Here is a 20,595-nt window from a genome sequence, read left to right on the forward strand (position 1 = left end):
TGGATTTCTATTCGGGCAGAGGAGTGCAAGGTGGTCGCCCCGCTCTACTCCTACGCTCTCGACCGCAAACTGACCATCGTTGAGCGCATCCGGATCCGTATTCATCTGGCGACGTGCAACGCCTGCACCAAATATGTCGAGAACCTCAAGTTTATGCGGCAGGCCTTCCGCGCGCACGATGCCGTTATCGACTCACCCGAGAATCAGGTCCCGCTCAAGCCAGATGCACGGGAACGGTTGAAGACTGCGACTCGTGACGCGAAGCCGTAATCATCGCCGGTTCAATCTTTATACCAGGCAATCACGATGCGAGTTCGACTTGCGTCGTGATTTTCCTCTCAAGGGTGCTCGAAGCAATGCGCGCCTCAACCCAACCTTTTAAGTCCAATCATCGAACCCAAGCGTCTTTTTCCCTGCTGCCGATTGCTTTTTTCCGGGAATAAATCCGAACGCATCCGTGGTTTACGGGATGTATGTTCGACGAAAGACACACGCACACACATCGCGAAAATCGTTTTGCAGTCATTCCTACTGAGGAAAAACTCGGAGCCAGCCCGCGTTTTGCAGGGCGCGGAGTGACCATCGCTTTTCTGGATTCCGGTTTCTATCCGCATCCGGACTTTGCCGAGCGCGTCATCGCCTTTCACGATGTTGCCGGCGAAGAACAAACCCCCGCGGACACCGGACCGCGACCGATTCACTGGCACGGAACTCAAACGGTCACTGCCTGTGCCGGCGGCGGTCAACTGTCCGACGGGATCTACAAAGGACTCGCTTCGGCTGCGAAACTCGTCCTGATCAAGGTGTCACGGAACGGTCGGATCGGCGATGACGAGATCAAGGCGGGACTGAAATGGGTCATAGCCAACCGGGAGAAGTTTGATATTCGCATCGTCAATATGTCGCTCGGCGGAGATATGGACGAATCGACTCACGAGAGCCGAATCAACCGGCTCGCAGAGAAACTGGTTGAAAAAGGCGTCATCGTGACCGTCGCCGCCGGAAATGCCGGAGAAACACATTCGATCCCGCCCGCCAACGCACCGTCCGTGATCACCGTCGGCGGCTATACGGACGCCAACAAATTCGATTCGAAGAGCTTTCGGCTGTATCACTCGAATTTCGGCGAAACCATCGACGGCATCGTGAAACCCGAGATCATCGCGCCGGCAATGTTCGTGGCCGCGCCTATCCTTCCCGAGACGGAAGAGTACAAGGCGGCCGAAGCTCTCTCACTTCTTGCTGATACGCCCGATTACGCATTCTCGACAATGCTCGACGAGCACTTTCGGGCATCCGGACTCTCGAACGCCGCTTTCGCGCTCGACACGGCTGCGATTCGGAATCTGGTCGAACAGGGACTGAAGGAACGAAAAATCGTCGCGACGCATTACCAACACGTAGACGGCACCAGTTTTGCGGCACCGATTGCGGCATCGGTCGCGGCGCAGATGATGGAAGCGAATCCGAAGCTCTCGCCGATGGCCGTCAAACACATTCTGATCTCAACCGCGCACCGTCTGAACGGGTTTTCCGCCATCCGCCAGGGATTCGGAGTTCTGAACGCGGCCGAGGCAGTTTCGCAGGCGCTGCGCGAGTCACACGCCCTCGGCCACAACGAACTGTCGCCGCCGCGCGCCACGACCGGCGGCATCGCTTTCTTTCATCACGATGACGAGGCCCGAACCGTGAGCGTCGCCGGCGACTTCAACAACTGGGACCGGTTTCGTGATCAGTTCAAGAAATGCAGCGATGGCGTCTGGCGCATCGAGATTCCGGCGCTCGAAAGCGGAGAATACCTGTACAAGCTCGTCATCGACGGCGAGGTTTGGAAGGAGGATCCAAACAATATGATGAAGCGCGAAGACGGATTCGGCGGCTTCAATTCCTTGCTCCGTCTGCTTTGAAGCGAATGGAATAAAGTCCGGAACCGGGACGATTCAACTGAGCGGAATGATCGACGCACTTCGAAACAACTGGCGTGCATATGTCGCGGAAGCGACCGGACTCGGTGTGTTTATGATCTCGGCCTGCGTCTTCTCGGTGCTTCTTTTCGGTCCGACGGCGCTCCCGATGCCGAATATGCAGACGGGCCTTTTCGTAATGGGTGGCGCGATGGGCGCGACGGCGATCGCGATCTTGAAGTCGCCATTCGGAAAACTCTCAGGCGCGCATATCAATCCGGCCGTCACGCTTACATTTTGGCGGCTTGGCAAGATCCGGGGAGTTGACGCGGCTTTCTATATGCTTTTTCAGTTCATCGGGGCGTTTGCCGGGGTTGCCGGATCGCACCTCGCGCTCGGCGACGGACTCGCCGCGGTGAGTTTCGCGGCGACGGTTCCGGATGGGTCCGGCCCGCTTGTTTCGTTTGCCGCGGAATGCGCGATCTCGTTCGGAATGATGATGACCGTTCTCGCCGTCTCGAATCATTCGCGGCTGGCGGCTTTTACACCGTTCGCTGCCGGCGCGCTCGTCGCGATTTTCATCGCGTTCGAATCGCCGGTATCGGGAATGAGTATGAATCCGGCACGGACTTTCGGATCCGCGATTGTCGGCGGGATCTGGACGAACTGGTGGGTCTATTTCGCAGCGCCGCCACTCGGGATGCTCGCCGCCGGCGAGTTGTTCGTCAGGCTTCGCGGCGCAGGCGCGGTCGTTTGCGCAAAACTGGATCACGACAGCAGTTACCGCTGTATTTTCGACTGCAACGCCAGATAGACATCCGGCAGTGCGCTACAGCGATTCACGTTCAACTATCTTTAGCGGCTTACTAAACATATGAGACTAAAAGACAAAACAGCAATTATCACCGGCAGCAGCCAAGGCATCGGCCGCGGCATCGCCGAAAGGTTCGCGCGCGAGGGCGCGAATGTCGTCATCAACTACATCGGAAACATTGATATGGCCAACGAGGTCAAATCGAACGTTGAATCGCTCGGTGGCCGGGCGATCGCGGTCAAAGGGGATGTTTCAAAGATCCCGGACATTGAGAATCTTTTCGCCGCCGCCATCGCCGAGTTCGGCAAGGTCGATATTCTCGTCAACAACGCCGGCGTCGAGCGCCACGCTCCGTTCGTCGAAGTCTCCGAAATGGACTACGACTTTGTGATGGACGTCAACGTCAAGGGCACTTTTTTCGCCGCACAGGCGATGGCGAAACACCTCATCGGAACGAAGCGGCGCGGAAAGATCATAAACATCAGTTCGGTCCATGAAGATCTGCCGTTCCCGAATTTCACTGCATATTGCGTCAGCAAGGGCGGCATTCGGATGCTGACGAGAAATCTGGCCGTCGAACTCGGTCAGTTCGGCATTAACGTCAACAACATCGCGCCCGGCGCGATAGAAACGCCGATCAACCGGAATCTGCTGAACGATCCGATGAAACTCCAGTATCTGCTTGGCCAGATTCCCTTGAACCGGCTCGGCAATACCGACGACGTTGCCGGTGTCGGTGTTTTTCTGGCCTCGAACGAGGCCGATTACGTCACCGGATCGACGTTTTTCGTCGACGGCGGATTGACCTGGTTTTACGAGGAACAATAGAGAGCCGGCAGCAAACCGTGAGCAGATCTGCTCACCGCTTGCTGCTGACGGCTCACTCTGACAGTTATGAAATACGACATCATTATCATCGGCACCGGCGCGGGCGGCGGGACGCTTCTTCGCAAACTCGCGCCATCGGGCAAACGAATTCTGGTTCTCGAACGCGGCGACTTCGTCAAACGCGGACTCGAAAACTGGAACTCGCGCAAGGTCAACGTCGAAGGACACTACAACACAAAGGAAACCTGGTACGACCGCGACGGCAAACCGCTCCACCCGCATACGAACTACAATGTCGGCGGAAACACGAAGTTTTACGGCGCGGCGCTTTTTCGGATGCGTGCCGAGGATTTCGGCGAACTGAAGCATTATGACGGCGTTTCACCTGCGTGGCCGATTTCTTACGCAGAACTCGAACCGTACTATTCGGAAGCCGAAGCGATGTATCACGTCCACGGGACGCGCGGCGAAGACCCGACGGAACCGTGGGCAAGCCGCGGTTTTCCGCATCCGGCGGTTTCGCACGAACCGCGCATCGAACATCTCGCCGAAGACCTCTCGGCGCTCGGATGCAAGCCGTTTCACGTTCCGCTCGGCATCAAACTGAAAGAAAACGACCCGCGGAGCGAATGCATACGTTGCGCGACGTGCGACGGATTCCCGTGTCTGGTAAACGCCAAAGCAGACGCGCATATTTGCGGCGTCGAACCCGTGCTCGATTATCCGAACGTCACCCTGCTGACGAATGCTTTCGTCAAAAAGCTCGAAACGAATCCGACCGGCAAGATTGTTTCGGCGGTCGTCGTCGAGGTCGGCGGCGCAATCGAGCGGTTTTCCGCCGAGACGGTCATCGTTTCGGCCGGCGCGATCAACTCGGCCGCGCTGCTGCTTCGCTCGGCGAATGAACTGCATCCGAACGGCCTCGCGAATTCGAGCGACCAGGTCGGCCGCAATTATATGGGGCATGTGAATTCGGTTATGCTTGCCGTCTCGAAGTGCCCGAACCCGACGATCTTTCAGAAAACACTCGCGGTTAACGACTATTATTTCGGGAGCGAAGACTTTCCTTTTCCGATGGGACATATTTCATTTGTCGGAAAGCTCGACGGCGTCACTCTTTCGGCGGGCGCGCCGGCGATCGCACCGGGTTTCACGCTCGATCTGATGGCAAAGCATTCGCTTGATTTCTGGCTCACGACCGAAGATCTTCCGCGTCCCGAAAATCGCGTTACGCTTAATTCGAACGGTGAAATCGTGTTGAGTTATACGCCGAACAACGTCGAGGCCCACAAGCGGCTGCAATCGAAACTGAAGGAATTGATGAACCGCCAGCGCAAATGCGACATCCACGGCCACGAATGTCATCAGGGTGTTTTCGCCAGAAATCTCTACCTCGCGGAGCAGATACCGCTCGCCGGCGTCGCGCACCAGAACGGAACGCTCCGCTTCGGCGACGACCCGACGACTTCGGTGCTCGATCGCAATTGCCGGACGCACGACGTCGAGAATCTCTATGTCGTCGACGGCAGCTTTTTCCCGTCAAGTTCGGCCGTCAATCCGGCGCTGACGATCATTGCAAACGCACTGCGCGTCGGGGAGAGGATTCTGGATCTTGGATCATAGATCTTGGATTTTGGAACGAGTTCATCTTGTGCCCAATGCAAAATCCAAAATCTAAAATGAAAATGATGGAACAACAAACGCACAGAGAACTTCCCTTCGGTTGGATGATTATCGGATTGTTGGCGCTCCTGGCATTTTTGGGGTCAACAACCCGCGCCAATGTGAGCCGTGTCGAGTCGGTCGGATTCACGGTCTCCGATATGGAACGCGCACTCGATTTCTACACTCGCATTTTGCCGTTCGAAAAGGTCGCCGACGACGAAGTATTTGGCGACAATTTTGAACGTCTGACAGGAGTGTTCGGCGCCCGCGCTCGGATCGTTCGCCTGAAACTCGGCGACGAGACGCTCGAATTGACGGAATACCTGACCGGCGGCGGCCGGCCTGTTCCGGTCGATTCGCGAAGCAATGACCGATGGTTCCAGCACGTCGCGATCATCGTTGCGGATATGGAAAAGGCGTTCGATGTCCTGAAACGCAACAAGGTCAAGTTCGTTTCGACCCGTCCGCAGACACTGCCGAAAACAATACCGAACGCCGCCGGGATAAGCGCGTTCTATTTTCGCGATTTCGATAACCACGTGCTCGAAATCCTGCGGTTTCCGGCAGACAAAGGCGCGACGAAATGGCACGCTCTTTCGCGATCCGGCAGGCTTTTCCTGGGAATCGACCATACCGCGATCGTCGTCGGGGGCACTGAATCAAGTCTCGGATTCTACCGGGACGCGCTCGGCCTGACGATCGCCGGGACGAGCGAAAATTTCGGCACCGAACAGGAACACTTGAACAACGTATTCGGTGCTCGATTGCACATCACCGGTTTGAAAACGACGAATCCCGGAATCGCGGTCGAGTTCCTCGAATACAAAACCCCGCGCGACGGACGACCGTTTCCGCGCGATACCCGGAGCAACGATATTTGGCACTGGCAAACGAGCTTTGAGGCCGATTCCCTTTCGGATCTGGTTCAAAACCGCAGTTTCGAATTCATTTCCAGCGGGACAGTCGATGTTTCCTGGAATAAACGCGCACGGGAACGAGCTATATTGACTCGTGACCCCGACGGACATGCCGTCCGGGTGATCGGGAGGTAAAAAGTGAAGAATATATGGTTGATAGTTGTCGCGGCGGTCGCGATCGCGGTCTCGGCGTGTGCGGGTTCGTCCGGCACGGAAGGCGTCAAGCCAGTGAACACGACGCCGGAAAACGTCGCGATCAGGGGTTTTGACACGGTCGAGTACTTTACGGCCAATGCGCCCGCCGCGGGAAACCCGGAGTTCGCTTTTGTTTGGAACGGCGCGAAGTGGCTGTTCTCGTCGGCCGACAATCTTGAGAGATTCAAGGCCGATCCTTCAAGATTCGCGCCGCAGTTCGGCGGTTACTGTTCGTGGGCCGTTTCCCACGGCTACACCGCCGACGGCGATCCGATGGCGTGGAAGGTTGTCGATGGCAAGCTCTACCTCAACTACAATTTGAAGGTCAAAGAGAAATGGGAGGCCGAGCAGGAAAATCTCATCAAGGAAGGTGAAAGGAACTGGACCGCCTTCAGGAGGAAGAAACCGGAACATAAGTAACCGGCGAGCTCAACGATCGCGCGCCATTGCACGAACTCGAAGCAAACGTGCGCGAACTCGGGAATAAATGTTCCGGAATCCGGAATCCAAACGGTATATGAACGCAGAACGACACAGACTGAAGGAAGGCAGCGACTGGAAGCTTTGGGGGCCGTATTTGTCTGAACGAGCGTGGGGAACCGTTCGCGAGGATTACTCGCCGCACGGCTCGGCGTGGGATTTCTTTCCGCACGATCAGGCGAGATCCCGTTCCTATCGCTGGAACGAGGACGGACTTGCCGGGATCTGCGACGCTCAACAGCGTGTCTGTTTTTCGGTCGCACTTTGGAACGGCCGCGATCCGATCTTGAAGGAACGGCTTTTCGGACTCACGGGCAGCGAAGGCAATCACGGCGAGGACGTCAAGGAGCATTACTTCTACCTCGATTCGACGCCGACGCATTCCTATATGAAATTCCTCTACAAATACCCGCAAGAGGAATTCCCGTACGCACGATTAATCGAGGAGAATCGTCGCGCCGGAAAAATGAATGGCGAATTTGAACTATCGGACACCGGGGTCTTCGACAGCAGCCGATACTTTGACATTTTCGTCGAATATGCAAAAAACTCGCCCGAAGACATTTCGATCCGAATCACGATTGCCAACCGCCGCGGTTCAGAGGCTTCGATCAACGTTCTCCCGACTGTCTGGCTGCGCAATACCTGGTCCTGGGACGGCGACGAAACCAACCGCGGCGAGATCCGGCTCGCCGCCGATGGTTCAGTCGATATCGACGAACCGACGCTTGGCGCCTACCGACTGTTCTGCGACTGCGCCGACGCGGTGCTGTTTTGTGACAACAACACGAACAAACTGCGTCTGTTCGGAGTGCCCAACGAGTCAGACTACGTCAAAGACGGCATCAACGACTTCATCGTCAACGGCCGGCGCGATGCGGTAAACCCCGAAACCCGAGGCACGAAGGCGGCCGCGAATTATTTTTTGAGCCTCAAAGCCGGCGAGGAAAGATCGATCGAACTTCGCCTAGCGAAAACCGCGGCAACGCTGCCCGAGGGCAAACGACCTGCGGCCGGCGTCTTCGAAGAACGGCGTTCGGAAGCCGATGAGTTCTATTCGGGGCTGATTCCGGCCTCTCTTTCGAAGGACGCGCAAAACGTAATGCGTCAAGCGTTTGCCGGAATGTTGTGGTCGAAGCAGTTCTATCATTTCGATGTCGACCGCTGGCTCGACGGCGATCCCGCCCAACCCGCGCCGCCGGCGGAACGAAAAAAAGGACGCAACGCCGAATGGCGCCATCTGAACAACGCCGATGTGATCTCGATGCCCGACAAGTGGGAGTATCCCTGGTATGCGGCGTGGGACCTCGCTTTTCACGCGATCCCGTTAGCGCTTGTCGACGCGGACTTCGCAAAGGAACAGCTGATCCTGATGTTGCGCGAGTGGTATATGCATCCGAACGGGCAAATCCCGGCCTACGAATGGGCGTTCGGCGATGTAAATCCGCCGGTTCATGCCTGGGCCGCGCTCAGGGTCTATCAGATCGACAAGAAACGTGCGAGACGGGGCGACACGAAATTTCTCGCCCGGATCTTTCAAAAACTGATGCTCAATTTCACTTGGTGGGTCAATCGCAAGGACGCCGAGGGATTGAACGTCTTCGAGGGCGGGTTTCTCGGGCTTGACAATATCGGCATCTTCGACCGTTCGCGGCCGTTGCCCACGGGCGGGCGTCTCGCGCAGTCGGACGGAACGAGTTGGATGGCGATGTATTGCTTGAATATGCTTGCGATCGCTCTTGAACTCGCTGCGGTCGATGATTCGTACGAGGACGTTGCGACCAAATTTTGGGAGCATTTCGTTTACATCGCCGATGCGATGAACAATCTCGGCCGGGAAGGCATCTCGCTTTGGGACGAGGAAGATGGCTTCTATTACGACGTGCTGCATCTGCACGACCAGCGAAATATGCCGCTGAAGGTGCGGTCGATGGTCGGCCTGATTCCGCTTTTTGCGGTCGCGACAATCGATTCGGCAATACTCGACACATTGCCCGATTTCAAAAACCGTTTTGAATGGTTCATCGCAAATCGGCCGAAATTGACTGCGAACATCGAGCGAAAGGGAGATTGTACGCTGCTATCGATTGCCTTTCGCGAACGGCTCGAACGCGTCTTGAAAGTGATGCTCGACGAATCCGAATTTCTGTCCCCGCACGGGATCAGGGCGCTCTCGCGGTTCCACAAAAACAATCCCTACATCCTTGAGGTCAATGGCGAACATCATCGGGTTGACTATGAACCCGCCGAATCGTCGTCGGGATTATTCGGCGGAAACTCGAACTGGCGCGGTCCCATCTGGATGCCGGTCAATTATCTGCTGATCGAGTCGCTTCAGAAGTTTCACCACTTCTACGGATCGGACCTGTTGGTCGAATTTCCGACCGGTTCGGGCAAGAAGATGGATTTATGGGAGGTTTCCCAAGAGCTTTCGCGGCGGCTTTCGCGGATCTTTTTGCCGGGTGTCGACGGACGGCGGCCGGTCTTCCGAAACTCGCCGGAATTCGATTCCGACGAAAACTGGCGCGATCTGGTTTTGTTTTACGAGTATTTTGACGGTGACACGGGCGCCGGCGTCGGAGCAAGTCACCAGACGGGTTGGACGGGCCTCGTCGCGAAACTGCTGCAGCAGTCCGGCGATTAGAGATTATGATTTTGGCCGAGTTGCTGGTTAACGGAGTTTTTGTCTATCTCGCGCTCGGCGCGGCATTCGCATTGTGGTTCGTCGTGTTTCGAATCGGGAAATTCGACGCCGCGGCGGCTGGAACCGGTTTCGCGTTTCGCGCAATCGTTTTCTTCGGGGCAGCGGCGCTTTGGGTGATCCTCGCCGCGAAGATCGTGAGCCGGAGGCCGGATGACGCGTAAACTCCGAAGTCTCCATTTTTGGATATGGGTATTGATTGCTGTCGGTTTGACGATGATCTTCGTCGCGTCGATCGCGTTGCGCCACCCCGAGCCCATTAACGATTCGATTCCGTCGAGGATCGCGCAAGAAAGATGAGCGAAAGATACGCTGCAATCGGCTGGAACCGGCAGAAGAAGATCTATGACGCGATTCTCGCAACCGGCGTCGCGGCTTACCTCGCATTTTTCCTTGGGCTTGGATCGATCGTCGCCCCGAGCGCGACGATCGAAACGCTGCTCATCCGCGGATTCGGAACCTGCGCAATCATCCTGCTCCACATCGTCTTGCTGATCGGCCCGCTCTGTCGCTTTTTTCCGGTCCTTCTGCCGGTCCTTTACAACCGGCGACATCTGGGCGTGACGACATTTTTGATGGGTGCCGTCCACGGAGTTTTCTCGATCGTGCAGTTCCACGCTCTCGGTGTCCTCAATCCGATTGTCAGCGTTTTGGCAAACAACACACGGTTTGGAAGCGTCCCCGACTTCCCTTTTCAGATTCTTGGGCTGATCGCGCTGGTCGTTCTTTTTCTTATGGCTGTGACGAGCCACGATTTCTGGCTCAAGAACCTTTCGGCGCCTATCTGGAAGGCGCTTCACACTCTGGTTTACGTTGCCTACGCATTGCTTGTCGCACACGTCGCGCTCGGCGTGTTGCAGGCGGAAACGTCGCCGGTTCTTGCCGGATCCCTCGGGATCGGCGTCGCGGCCGTGACGCTTGCGCACCTGGCGGCTGCGATCCGCGAAACAAAGAGCGATCACGAGTCGATGTCGATCGACGAATTCGCGGAAGTCTGCACGGTCGACGAGATCCCCGAAAATCGCGCCTGCGTCCGCACGGTCGGCGGCGAGCGCGTTGCGGTTTTTCGTTACAACGGCAAGATCTCGGCGATTTCAAACGTCTGCCGGCATCAGGCGGGACCTCTCGGTGAGGGAAAAATAATCGACGGCTGCATCACCTGCCCGTGGCACGGATTTCAGTATTTGCCCGAAACGGGAGCTTCACCGCCACCGTTTACCGAAAGGGTTGCGACGTTTGACGTAAGAGTCACGGACGGTCAGGTCGCGGTTCGGAGAAAACCCAACGCTCCGGGAACGCGTTCCGAACCGGCGCGCATTGTTTAGCGTTCTTTATGCGCTTCACGTGCGATCCGGCGCACGATTCTCAAGTTTTAAGCAACGCCTTGGAATTATGAACAACGAAGATTTCTACATCGGCTATCTGCCAAAAATGCCGTCGCGCCAGGCGCGTTTTGTGAAGGTCTTTGTGATCGCAACGCTCGGCGTCGCGGTCATTTTGATCGGGATATTCTGGATCGGTCAAAAGAGATTCGCGCGTTCGGTCTTCGAGTTCGGCAATGTGCGCGAATTCCGCGGGACTATCCGCTCCGGAGCGGTTCCGTTTCTGATTTTTGAAAAAGACACTCAAACTCCCGGATTACCGGAATTCGAACGCATCCCGCTCGTCGCGGAGGGAAAACACGGCGCAGATGTCGAGGCGTTTGACGCGAAACGCGTTTCGCTTCGGGGAACGCTTATCTTTCGCGAGGAGATGAAAATGATCGAGATCGCCGCCGGGTCCGTCTCGATCCTCGATGTCGAATCCGCGAAGCCCCTTGAATCCGGCCAGTTGCTCGGGGGGTTCACTCTTCGAGGGGAGATCGTCGATTCGAAATGCTATCTCGGGGTGATGAATCCGGGTCGCTCGAAACCGCATCGGGACTGTGCGGTCGCTTGTATTCGCGGCGGCGTTCCGCCACTGTTTTTAGTCACGGACAGTTCCGGGAAAGTCTCCGAGTTGTGGCTTGTCGGCGAATCGGGTCATCCGATCGGACGCGACTTGCTCGATTTCATTGCCGAGCCGGTCGAACTGGCAGGGCAAGTCGAACGTCGCGGCGACCAGTTGTTCTTTTGGATAAATCCGGCGAACATCAAGCGCCTGCCATAAACCCCGACAAACCCGAAACGTCGGGGCATTGAAAAACCAGGCGGACGGCATTTTCCGACAGGCTACTTGAATCTTGGAATCCGTCGGAATCTGGAGATGGACCGAACGTTGAGCGTCTACTTTCCGAAAAGTCCGTCGCCGAGAAAATGTTCGCGGAGATATTTGATAGTATCCAGGAGCGTTTCCTGCGGATCGCGCGCCGCGAATCCAAGTTCGTCTGCGGCTTTTAACGAGTCGAAATACCAGAAATACTCACCCATCTCGACTTCCGACGCTTCGAACGGCGCCGGTTTGTTCCAGTGTTTGTAGAACGAGCTGATCAGATTCGATCCTGCAACGGCCACCTTCTTCGGGACGCTGAACATCGGTGCGGGCACGCCTGTGAGCCGTTCGAGCCGCGAGAAAAAGTCGCGCACGGTCCAGTTCACCGCACCGAGCAGGTATCGTTCCTGGTGTCGGCCGCGGTCGAGCGCGTTCATAAACGCCGTCGCCGCGTCGCGCGCGTCGACGAAGTTCAATCCCCCGGAGGGCGTGATCGGAAGCTTGCGGGCCATAAAGTCGAGGACGACCTTGGTCGAACTCAAGCGTTCATCGCCGCTGCCCAATAGCAGCGACGGCTTGAGGATAACGAGTCGTTCGCCTTTGCCGTCGAACGCCTTGAGCGCCGTTTTCTCCTGATAATACTTCGACGCGTAATACGGCCATTTGCTGAGAATCTCGAGCGGCTGCGGATACGATTCGTCGGTTATCTCGCCGTCGTCGGTGATCGCGCTCGTCCCGCTCGACGAGGCGAGAATGAAATTCTTGACTCCGTTTTCCTTCGCCGCCTCGCACAGAAGCCGTGTTCCCTCGACGTGGATCTTGTTCATCTGCGCCGCGCCGTCGTAGGCGAACGACACTTTCCCGGCGAGATGATAGATCGCCTCGCAGCCTTTTGTCGCCGCCGCCACATCGCCCGGCCGTGTCACCGACCCGGCAAACGGCTCGACTCCGGCATCGGTCATCCATCCCGGCACGCTCGAAGCCATAACGCGAAGGTTCTTCGCGCCGGCTTCGAGAAACTGATGCACAAGGTGCGCTCCGAGAAATCCGGTCCCGCCGGTTATGAGAATCTTTTTTTCAGGTTTCTTGGCCATCTTTTTTATTTGCGATTTGCGATTTTCAATTCGCGATTGGGATGTGACGCCATCGAAGAGTGACGAGAAACTGTAAATTGAAAACCGCAAATCGGACCTACTTGATCAGGACCGGTTCGCCGAAGCCGAGTTCCTTTAGTCTCGGAAGCTGTGTTTTCGCGTCGCCGACGACCAACCAGTACATCTTACCAGTGTTCAGGTATTTCGCCGAAAGTTCGCGAATGCGCGCGATAGTCATCGATTTCACGATTCCCTCGCGTTGCTTGACATAGTCCGGCCGCCAACCGTATTTGCTGATGTTTGCGAGCATCCCGAGCTTGGCGCCGGCGGTTTCGAAGGCACGCGCGTTGCTTTTGATTAGAAAACTCTTGGTGGTCTCGAGATCAGCCGCCGAGAAGTTCTTTCCGTAATCGTTCAAGATCGATTTCACGAGTTGGGCCGATTCGAGCGTTACATTCGTCCGGACGCCGCTCGCGATCGAGAACGCTCCGGGCGATCTGGTTCCCGAAAACTGCGAGCTGATGCCGTACGTATAGCCTTTGCCCTCGCGCAGTTGCTGCGTCAATTGCGAAGCGAATCCGCCGCCGCCAAGAATGTAGTTCATTACCGTGGCGGGATAGAAATCGGGATCCGTCTGCGCCAGCGCCGGATACCCGAATCGGATCACCGACTGTTTCGCGTCGGGCACGTCGTAAAAGAACACCTTCGACGAGTCCGGAGCTTTCGGAGTCGCAAAATTCGGGATGACGACCTTTTTCGCCATCCAGCGCTTGTTGATCGAGGCCAGCGAACCGACAAGCGCCGCCTTTCTGAGATCGCCGACGACGTGCATCCGCGCCACCGACGGCGAAATGTTCTTCGCGTAGAAAGCTTTCAGATCATCCATCGTGATCGCGCCGACCGATTCGACCGTTCCGAGTTGATTCCGCGAACGGATGTTGTCCTTGCCGTAGATCAGACCGTTGAAGCTATTGGTTGCGATCGCGTTCGGATTCGCCGACTGCTGGCGGATCTGACTGATGACGCTTTGCTTGACCAGTTCGAATTCCTTCGCGTCCCAGCGCGGTTCGAGCAATATCTCTTCGACGAGCGCGAGCGTCGCCGCATAGTTTTTCGAAAGCGTCGTAACTCCGAATCGGATGTCTTCGGTGCCGGCGACGACCTGGATCGAAGCGCCGAGTTGCTGGATCGCCTCTTCAAGCTCCTGCGGCGTCCGGCGCGCCGTTCCTTGGGTCATCATCCGCGCCAGCAGATTCGAGACTCCGACCTTGTTGATATCTTCGAGAAGCAATCCGCCATCGATGACGATCTCGAATTGAACGAGCGGAACCTCCCGGTTCTCGATCCCGTAAACCGTCATCCCGTTCGTCATTTTCTGTTGCCAGACGGTCGGCACGACGACCGATGGCGCCGGACCATACGAGGGTTCGACCGTGCGGTCGAAGCTCGACGGCGTCCGTTCGTAAGTCGCGTTCACGTTCGGATCGACGTCGTCTTCCGCGCCTTGAACAATCTTTTCTTCAACGACCTCCGCCTTTCGCGAGCCTTCGAGGGCAAGTTCCGGCTTGCCCTTCGGCACGAAACTCGTCGCGACATAGTTCTTGTTCTTGATGTATTTTTCGTAAACGCGGGTCACGTCGGCCGGGGTCACCGCGAGGATATTCTGAATGTCTTTCGCGATGAAGCCGGGATCGTCGGCGAAAATGTTGTACTGGGCGAGTTGGAAACCTTTCCCGAGGACGCTCGACAGTGAATTGTAGAACTGTGTCTCCTGGCCGGCCTTGATGCGGTTCAGGTCGCGCTCGCTGATTCCCTCTTTTTCGAACTTCGCGAACGCTTCACCGATCGCCGCGGCGGCTCCGTCGAGGTCCTTGCCGGGAAACGCGCGGAGCGAGAGTTCGAATTGACCCGCAAGTTCAGAATCCTGGTTCGAGATATTGACGTTCGACGTCAGTTTCTTATCCTCGACCAACACCTGATAAAACGGCGCTTTTTTGCCGTTCGAGAGATAGTCGGCGAGAATTGCCAGCGCGTAGGCGTCGGGGCTGTATTGCTCGGCCGTCGGCCAGACCATCGTTAGCTCGGGGAGTTGCGCGAAGTTGTCCTCGTGATAGAGCTTGACCGTTTCCTTGACGACTCCCGAACGTTTCTCCATCGGAGCGACTTCGGGCCCGCGCTTGATCTCACCGAAATACTTTTCGACCCATTTCTTCGCCTGAACCGTGTCGAAATCGCCGGCGACCGTCAGCGTCACATTGTTCGGCACGTACCAGCGGCGGAAGAATTCCTTGACGTCCGCCAACGTCGCGTTTTGAAGATCATCGAGCGATCCGATTACCTGCCAGTTGTACGGATGGTCCTCCGGATAGAGCGCCTTGTCGATAACGTAAGACGTGTGTCCGTAGGGCTGGTTGTCGACGCCCTGACGTTTCTCGTTCTTGACGACCTGCTTTTCCTTCGCCAGGACCGGATCGGTAACGGTATTGATGAACCAGCCGAGTTTGTCGGCTTCCGCCCAGATCATCTTTTCGAGCGAATCTTTCGGAACGGTCTGGAAATAGTTCGTCCGATCGCGCGACGTCGAACCGTTCGCGCCCGAACCGCCGATCCGCGCGCTCATCTTGTCGAGTCCTCCCTTGCCGAGGTTTTCGGATTCAAGGAACAGCAGATGTTCGAACAGATGCGCGAAACCGGTCCGTCCGGCCTTCTCTCGCGCCGACCCGACGTGCGCCGTCAACGCGACCGCAACTACAGGATCGGAACGGTCGATGTGAAAAACGACCTCGAGCCCGTTCGGCAGCGTGAATTTCTCGAAATCGACCTTGAACGTAGGTTTCGATACCGTTTTTTGAGCCGGAACGACGAGGACCGAAAGTAGTAGACAAAAGACCAGCAGCAGACGATAAAGGATTTTCATAAGTTAGTTTACGGGCAGACGGCGCGACTTTGTTTCGCGTCTTCGCAATTTGGGTATAGACCGAAGTATTACGTGCGCCGCGCCGCGCCGGGTTTCAGTTTTGCGTTCCGCGTGTCCACGGCCGGCATTCCAATTCCTGCAAATCGGATGAGCCCTGATGTGACAGGCCGAGGCGTTTCGCCCCGGCCTGTCACGGAGAGCGACGTTACCGCTTATTTTCAATGCAACCGAAAAGTAATGCAACTTGAGTTCGTCAGGAGATTTCCGTAGTATGAGGTCGAACGAAAAACCATACCTTTGGAGTAACTAAAATGAAAGAATCTTTCTCTGCCGCTTTTCTTTTGCTAACGATGCTCACGCACTTTGCCTGCGCGCAAAAAACGGACGTCAAACCGCCGGTCGAGACGAAGACTTATTCGCAAATGGATGATGACGAGAAATCTCGTTTCATCGCCGCCAAATCCGACGAGATTCTGGCTCTTTTCGGACGCACCGAGGGCGACGGGATCAATGCCGAAGGGCTACGGCTGATCCGCACGCAAATTGACGGTTATTCAAAACGCTTTTCCTTACCAAAACTTGACCGATGCGATTCGAAAAGCTGGTTGAAAAACGATTTGACCTCGATATTGATGCGCGGCGTTAAGACGGCCGCTGCCATAAACGAAGAGTTTTCGGCCCAGAACCTGCCGCCTCAGATCGGACTTTACACGGCAATGATCGAAACCGAATTTTGCCCTTGTTTGCAGGCTCCGACCGGCCCTTTGGGAATGTTTCAGTTTCTTGCTTCGTCCGCCAAAGATCTTGGATTGAAAACCAAAGCAAAAGCCTCGCCGACAAATCCGGACGAAAGATGCCAGCCAAAACTGGCGGCACGCGCGGCGGCGAAATTCTACAGAATGATGATTGACCGTGATTTTAAGAGCGATGCGATCGGTTTGCCGCTGGCGGTCAGCACCTACAATAGAGGTCAAGGCAATACAAAAAGACATATTTCCGAAGTTGCCGCAATCTCAAAAGCTCCGCAAATCAGCTTCTGGACTCTGATCGAAACAACCGAACTGCTCCGTGAGACGTTTGGAAAAGGGGAGTCATCTGAACCGCCGCTCTATTTCCAACAGTTTGAACAGGAAAACATCAAATACGTGCCGAAATTTTTTGCGGCGGCAATCATTGGCGAAAATCCGAAAGCCTTCGGAATCGATGCGAGTCCTTTGAGCCAGACCAAGTAGAGATCGGCTTGACTTGATCCTGCCTGCCAAGAATTTCAGTCGAAATTCTTGGCAGATTCTTTTCGATAGGTGTTAAGCCGGCGCTTCGCAAAGGGGAGTTTGCCCGCGAATTTCCGCGAATAGGAATCTAATCCGGAGCCAAACGAAGAAACCGTGTTTCAACGATTTGGACCGCCTGGCGGACAAGCCACAGCGACCGAAGAAAGCGACAGAATACAAAAGCATCGGCGAGTTCTTATTCGTCGATGACCGGTTCCTGCTTCCGCGACTTCCGGCGTTCCGCTTTCCATCTTTTGCGGACCGCTGCAACATCGAATTTGTCGCGCTTGCCGTCGCGCATATTTTCGATCTCGTGCTGAACGCGCGCGGAGATCAGGCGATAAGCTTCGGTGTTCGGAACGCCTTTGGTCATCTCGAAAAGCTCGTCGTATTCGAGAAACCTCCCGATCTTCGCCCCGATCTCGGCGCCGATGCTGTCTTTCGCCGGGATCGTCATTCCCTTCGGAAAAGCCTCGAACGTCCCCCACAGATAGATCGGCAGAATCCCGACCTTGTCGTTGAGCGCGAGGTAACCGATGATCGGCTTGAACTCCTGAATTTGGCCGTCGAGGCTTCGCGTGCCTTCGGGGAAAATGAGCGTGTTGTAGCCTTGTTTGAGAATATCGGTCACGTGCCGCAATGACTGGCGCAGACTTCCGGTGCGCTCGATCGGAACGAGCGTCGTGAAGTTGTTCATATAGGCGCGCTTGTATTTCGTGTCGAACCAGTAATCCGCGGCGGCGACCGCGACCGTCTGTTCGGCGACATCCTTGCCGAGCGCCTTTTTACCAGGCCGGTGTCGATGTGCGACGCGTGATTCGGCGCGACGATGAAGTTCGTGTGCTGCGGAACGTTCCCTCGCCGTCGATCTTCGTCTTGAGAACCGTGTCGTAAAGCCGCTCCTGCGCGAAATCGATGACCTGATTTCCGATCCGGCGAACGATCGACGGGACGAAGATCTCATCGGTGTCTTTTTCTTCCTTTCTCGGCTCGTCGACGAGTTTCTTCGATTTGTCGACCCGCTGGACTGCCGTCAGAAGCTCGCGGACGGTCTGCACTTCGTTGAGCGTGTCCGGCGAAACGACGCGGCCGCCGGCATCTTCGACCGCCGCCTGCAATTCAACGAACATCAGCGAATCGAATCCGAGATCCGCGAGTTTGTCGCCGATCGAAACTTCCGAAAGCGCGCGGTTCGACACCGACGCGACGACCTTGCGGATCCAAAGCGCGGTGTCGTCCCCCTTGGCTTCGGCCTCGACCTTGGTCTTGTTTTTGGATTTCGCCTCCAGATTCTGAAGCAGTTCGACGACTTCGGGCCGTTTCACCTTGCGCGTCGCCGTCCGCGGCAATTCGAACGGGGTCAGATGCATCGTCTTGACGCGTTTGAAGAAAGCCAACCCGGCCGAAACCTCCCGAAAATGCTCTTCGACCTTTTTGTTCGTGTCGGCGCGAGAGAGCGCGATGTCGAACTCGTAATCGGGAACGACGAGCGCGGCGATTTTTTCTCCGCCGTCTTCGTCGGGCAATCCGACGACCGACATTTCCTTGATGAACTTCGACTTGCCGTAATGATCCTCGATCTCGTCGGGATAGATGTTCTTGCCGTTCGAATCGATGATGACGTCCTTGGATCGCCCGACGATGAACAGGTTTCCGTCTTCGTCGAGCCGCCCGAGGTCGCCGGTCCGGAGCCATCGGTCCTGCATCACGGCCTCCGTTGCCTCGTCGTTCTTGTAATAGCCGACCATCACGTTCTGGCCGCGCGCGAGAACCTCGCCGACGCCATTTTCGTCCGGATTCTCGATCCTGACCTCGACGCCCGGCAGAGGCTTGCCGACGCTCCCGCGGAGCAATTTGTTGCCCGGACGCGCCACCGTCAGAACCGGCGATGATTCCGTCAGGCCGTAGCCTTCAAGGACATCGAAACCGAGTCCGTGAAGGTCTTTTTGTACTTTTTCGCTGAGCGCCGAACCGCCCGAGATCAGATATCGCATCCGTCCGCCCATTCCTGATGGATCGGGAAGAAGATGATCGGGCCTAGATTGAACGGCGTGTTGTCGCGCAGCCAGGCGTTGAAATCGATGACGCTGTCGGCGAGGTCCGCGAACCAGTCGCCGCGCTCGCGAAGTCGCGTTTTTATCCGTCGGTGAAGCATTTCCCATAGCGCCGGAACGCCGACCATTCCGGTGACGTGACCGCTCTCGATCGCCCTTGAGAGTTCTTCCGACGAAAGTTCGTCCAAATACGTGATCTGCGTCCCGTTCGAAAACGGCGTCAGAAACCCCGCCGAGAACTCGAACGTGTGATGCATCGGCAGAACCGACAGAACGCCATCGTTGATGTCCATTTCGAGCACCGACGAGAGCATCGAGATCATATTGACGAAATTCTTGTGCGAGAGCATCACGGCTTTCGGCGTGCCGGTCGTGCCGGACGTGAATATGAGCGACGCGATCGAACTCGACGGGATCTTGTTCGGCAAAAGGGCGTTGCGCCGCGCTTCTTCCTGTTCGGATTGCATCTCGAAAACTTCGTCGAACGTCCAGACGTCGATCTCGAGTCCGGCCGTTTTAAGGCGCTCGGCGAGATCCGGATTCTCAGACGCCAGTTTCGGCGACAGAACGATCGCCGACGCCTCACCGGCGCGAGCGAAGGCGACAATCTCGTCAACCGAGCTTGCCGGGTCGATCGGGATCGCCGTCGCGCCGGTCTTCAGGATCCCGAAATAGGTCAATCCCCATTCGGGCATATTGTGCGAGAAAAGGATGACGCGACTGCCGGTCTTGATGCCTTTTTCGGCGAGAAACCCGCCGGCACGAAGCGCCAGTTCTTTGACATCCTCAAAGTGTATTGCTCCCGGCGACCGCCGCGTTCGATCTTCATCGCGACCCGCGTCGGGAAGCGCTTGACCGAGGTGTCGAACAGATCGAGCAGATCCTTGTAGGTGTACGAACGCTTTTCGACCTTCTTGAGTTCTTCTTCGAGCGTCGGAAGGACCCATTTTCGCATTCCCGGAAAATGCACGTTGAGCCAGTAATCGTACCAGTCGAGCCTTTCCGGATACCACGGCAACAGATCTTTTCGCGGTCCTTGATCATCGACATCATCGCGCGGATATTGTCGGATCGATATTCGTACGCGTTATCGATCATAAACGGCTTGAACATCGCGAATGCGTCGATGGTTTCCTGTGTCGTGTTCTCGAATTCGGTGACGGACTTTTTCAGATCCGAAACAATGTTCGAAAGACGTCCGCCGGCCCAGTTCGGCGCCGCTTTGTCGAGCAGATTGTTCGCCCGTTTCGCAAGTTTATTGAGCATCGGCGCCGAGAATCGCTCATAGGTCTTCTGCGGCACGGGCGATGTTTCGATCATCGCCGCGGCCTTGTTCAGCAACTTGTTGCCGGAGTCTTTTTCGTTGAAATAGTCGCGTTTGTAGAGTCCGACGAGCCCGACGATGCGCTTCATATCGTTCGGGTTCGAATCGCCCGACGACGCCTGGAACACGAGCGGCGGATTGTCGTCGACGAGCGCGTTCATCGCCGCGCCGAGGATCGCGCCGGCGACCATATCGACCGGAATGATGTCGAGCACGAGCTTCTCGTTGACGGGAATGATCG

General features: G+C 56.4%; 17 protein-coding genes. 12 read left to right on the forward strand and 5 right to left on the reverse strand.

Features of this window, described 5'->3' with window-relative positions; all coding sequences use genetic code 11:
• Positions 1-30 precede the first annotated feature (30 nt).
• From IPN69_01945 to IPN69_01995, 11 genes are all read left to right on the forward strand, one after another.
• On the forward strand, positions 31-270 hold the full coding sequence (locus IPN69_01945) for a zf-HC2 domain-containing protein (GenBank protein ID MBK8809480.1): 240 nt from the start codon (positions 31-33) through the stop codon (positions 268-270).
• A gap of 203 nt (positions 271-473) precedes the next feature.
• On the forward strand, positions 474-1,907 hold the full coding sequence (locus IPN69_01950; GenBank protein ID MBK8809481.1) for a S8 family serine peptidase: 1,434 nt from the start codon (positions 474-476) through the stop codon (positions 1,905-1,907).
• Positions 1,908-1,956: 49 nt separating this feature from the next.
• A complete protein-coding gene (locus IPN69_01955; protein MBK8809482.1) occupies positions 1,957-2,718 on the forward strand; it encodes an aquaporin in 762 nt (253 codons plus the stop codon).
• 60 nt (positions 2,719-2,778) lie between these two features.
• Positions 2,779-3,546 (forward strand): glucose 1-dehydrogenase, encoded by a 768-nt coding sequence (locus IPN69_01960; GenBank protein ID MBK8809483.1) that lies wholly within the window; start codon positions 2,779-2,781, stop codon positions 3,544-3,546.
• 66 nt (positions 3,547-3,612) lie between these two features.
• A complete protein-coding gene (locus tag IPN69_01965) occupies positions 3,613-5,169 on the forward strand; it encodes a GMC family oxidoreductase (protein ID MBK8809484.1) in 1,557 nt (518 codons plus the stop codon).
• Between the two features lie 62 nt (positions 5,170-5,231).
• A complete protein-coding gene (locus IPN69_01970) occupies positions 5,232-6,263 on the forward strand; it encodes a VOC family protein (GenBank protein MBK8809485.1) in 1,032 nt (343 codons plus the stop codon).
• 42 nt (positions 6,264-6,305) lie between these two features.
• Positions 6,306-6,743: a YHS domain protein gene (locus IPN69_01975; protein MBK8809486.1), complete on the forward strand. Its 438-nt coding sequence runs from the start codon at positions 6,306-6,308 to the stop codon at positions 6,741-6,743.
• 97 nt (positions 6,744-6,840) lie between these two features.
• Positions 6,841-9,447: a glucosidase gene (locus tag IPN69_01980; protein MBK8809487.1), complete on the forward strand. Its 2,607-nt coding sequence runs from the start codon at positions 6,841-6,843 to the stop codon at positions 9,445-9,447.
• A gap of 5 nt (positions 9,448-9,452) precedes the next feature.
• Positions 9,453-9,668 carry a hypothetical protein gene (locus tag IPN69_01985; GenBank protein ID MBK8809488.1) on the forward strand — a complete coding sequence of 72 codons (216 nt, stop codon included), beginning with the start codon at positions 9,453-9,455 and terminating at the stop codon, positions 9,666-9,668.
• A gap of 132 nt (positions 9,669-9,800) precedes the next feature.
• Entirely contained in the window at positions 9,801-10,829 is a 1,029-nt protein-coding gene (locus IPN69_01990) for a ferric reductase-like transmembrane domain-containing protein (GenBank protein MBK8809489.1), read from the forward strand.
• A gap of 67 nt (positions 10,830-10,896) precedes the next feature.
• Positions 10,897-11,652 (forward strand): hypothetical protein, encoded by a 756-nt coding sequence (locus IPN69_01995; protein MBK8809490.1) that lies wholly within the window; start codon positions 10,897-10,899, stop codon positions 11,650-11,652.
• Positions 11,653-11,768: 116 nt separating this feature from the next.
• Here IPN69_01995 and IPN69_02000 read toward each other — a convergent pair whose 3' ends face one another.
• On the reverse strand, positions 11,769-12,788 hold the full coding sequence (locus IPN69_02000; GenBank protein ID MBK8809491.1) for an NAD-dependent epimerase/dehydratase family protein: 1,020 nt from the start codon (positions 12,786-12,788) through the stop codon (positions 11,769-11,771).
• A 97-nt stretch (positions 12,789-12,885) separates the two neighbouring features.
• The gene (locus tag IPN69_02005; GenBank protein ID MBK8809492.1) at positions 12,886-15,705 is read right to left on the reverse strand and encodes an insulinase family protein; all 2,820 of its coding nucleotides are present in this window, start codon (positions 15,703-15,705) and stop codon (positions 12,886-12,888) included.
• Between the two features lie 311 nt (positions 15,706-16,016).
• On the opposite strand from IPN69_02005, the gene IPN69_02010 reads away from it, so the two are divergent.
• On the forward strand, positions 16,017-16,937 hold the full coding sequence (locus IPN69_02010; protein ID MBK8809493.1) for a transglycosylase SLT domain-containing protein: 921 nt from the start codon (positions 16,017-16,019) through the stop codon (positions 16,935-16,937).
• Between the two features lie 235 nt (positions 16,938-17,172).
• Here the strand turns inward: IPN69_02010 and IPN69_02015 are convergent, their stop codons facing one another.
• From IPN69_02015 to IPN69_02025, 3 genes are all read right to left on the reverse strand, one after another.
• Positions 17,173-17,673, reverse strand: coding sequence for a 1-acyl-sn-glycerol-3-phosphate acyltransferase (locus IPN69_02015; GenBank protein ID MBK8809494.1), 501 nt, complete (start codon positions 17,671-17,673; stop codon positions 17,173-17,175).
• A gap of 88 nt (positions 17,674-17,761) precedes the next feature.
• The gene (locus IPN69_02020; GenBank protein ID MBK8809495.1) at positions 17,762-18,982 is read right to left on the reverse strand and encodes a non-ribosomal peptide synthetase; all 1,221 of its coding nucleotides are present in this window, start codon (positions 18,980-18,982) and stop codon (positions 17,762-17,764) included.
• Positions 18,958-19,977: an AMP-binding protein gene (locus tag IPN69_02025; GenBank protein ID MBK8809496.1), complete on the reverse strand. Its 1,020-nt coding sequence runs from the start codon at positions 19,975-19,977 to the stop codon at positions 18,958-18,960. The genes IPN69_02020 and IPN69_02025 overlap by 25 nt, the downstream gene beginning before the upstream one ends.
• Positions 19,978-20,595: the final 618 nt, after the last annotated feature.

It is taken from the genome of Acidobacteriota bacterium (assembly GCA_016715115.1).
In the GTDB taxonomy this organism is placed as follows: domain Bacteria; phylum Acidobacteriota; class Blastocatellia; order Pyrinomonadales; family Pyrinomonadaceae; genus JAFDVJ01.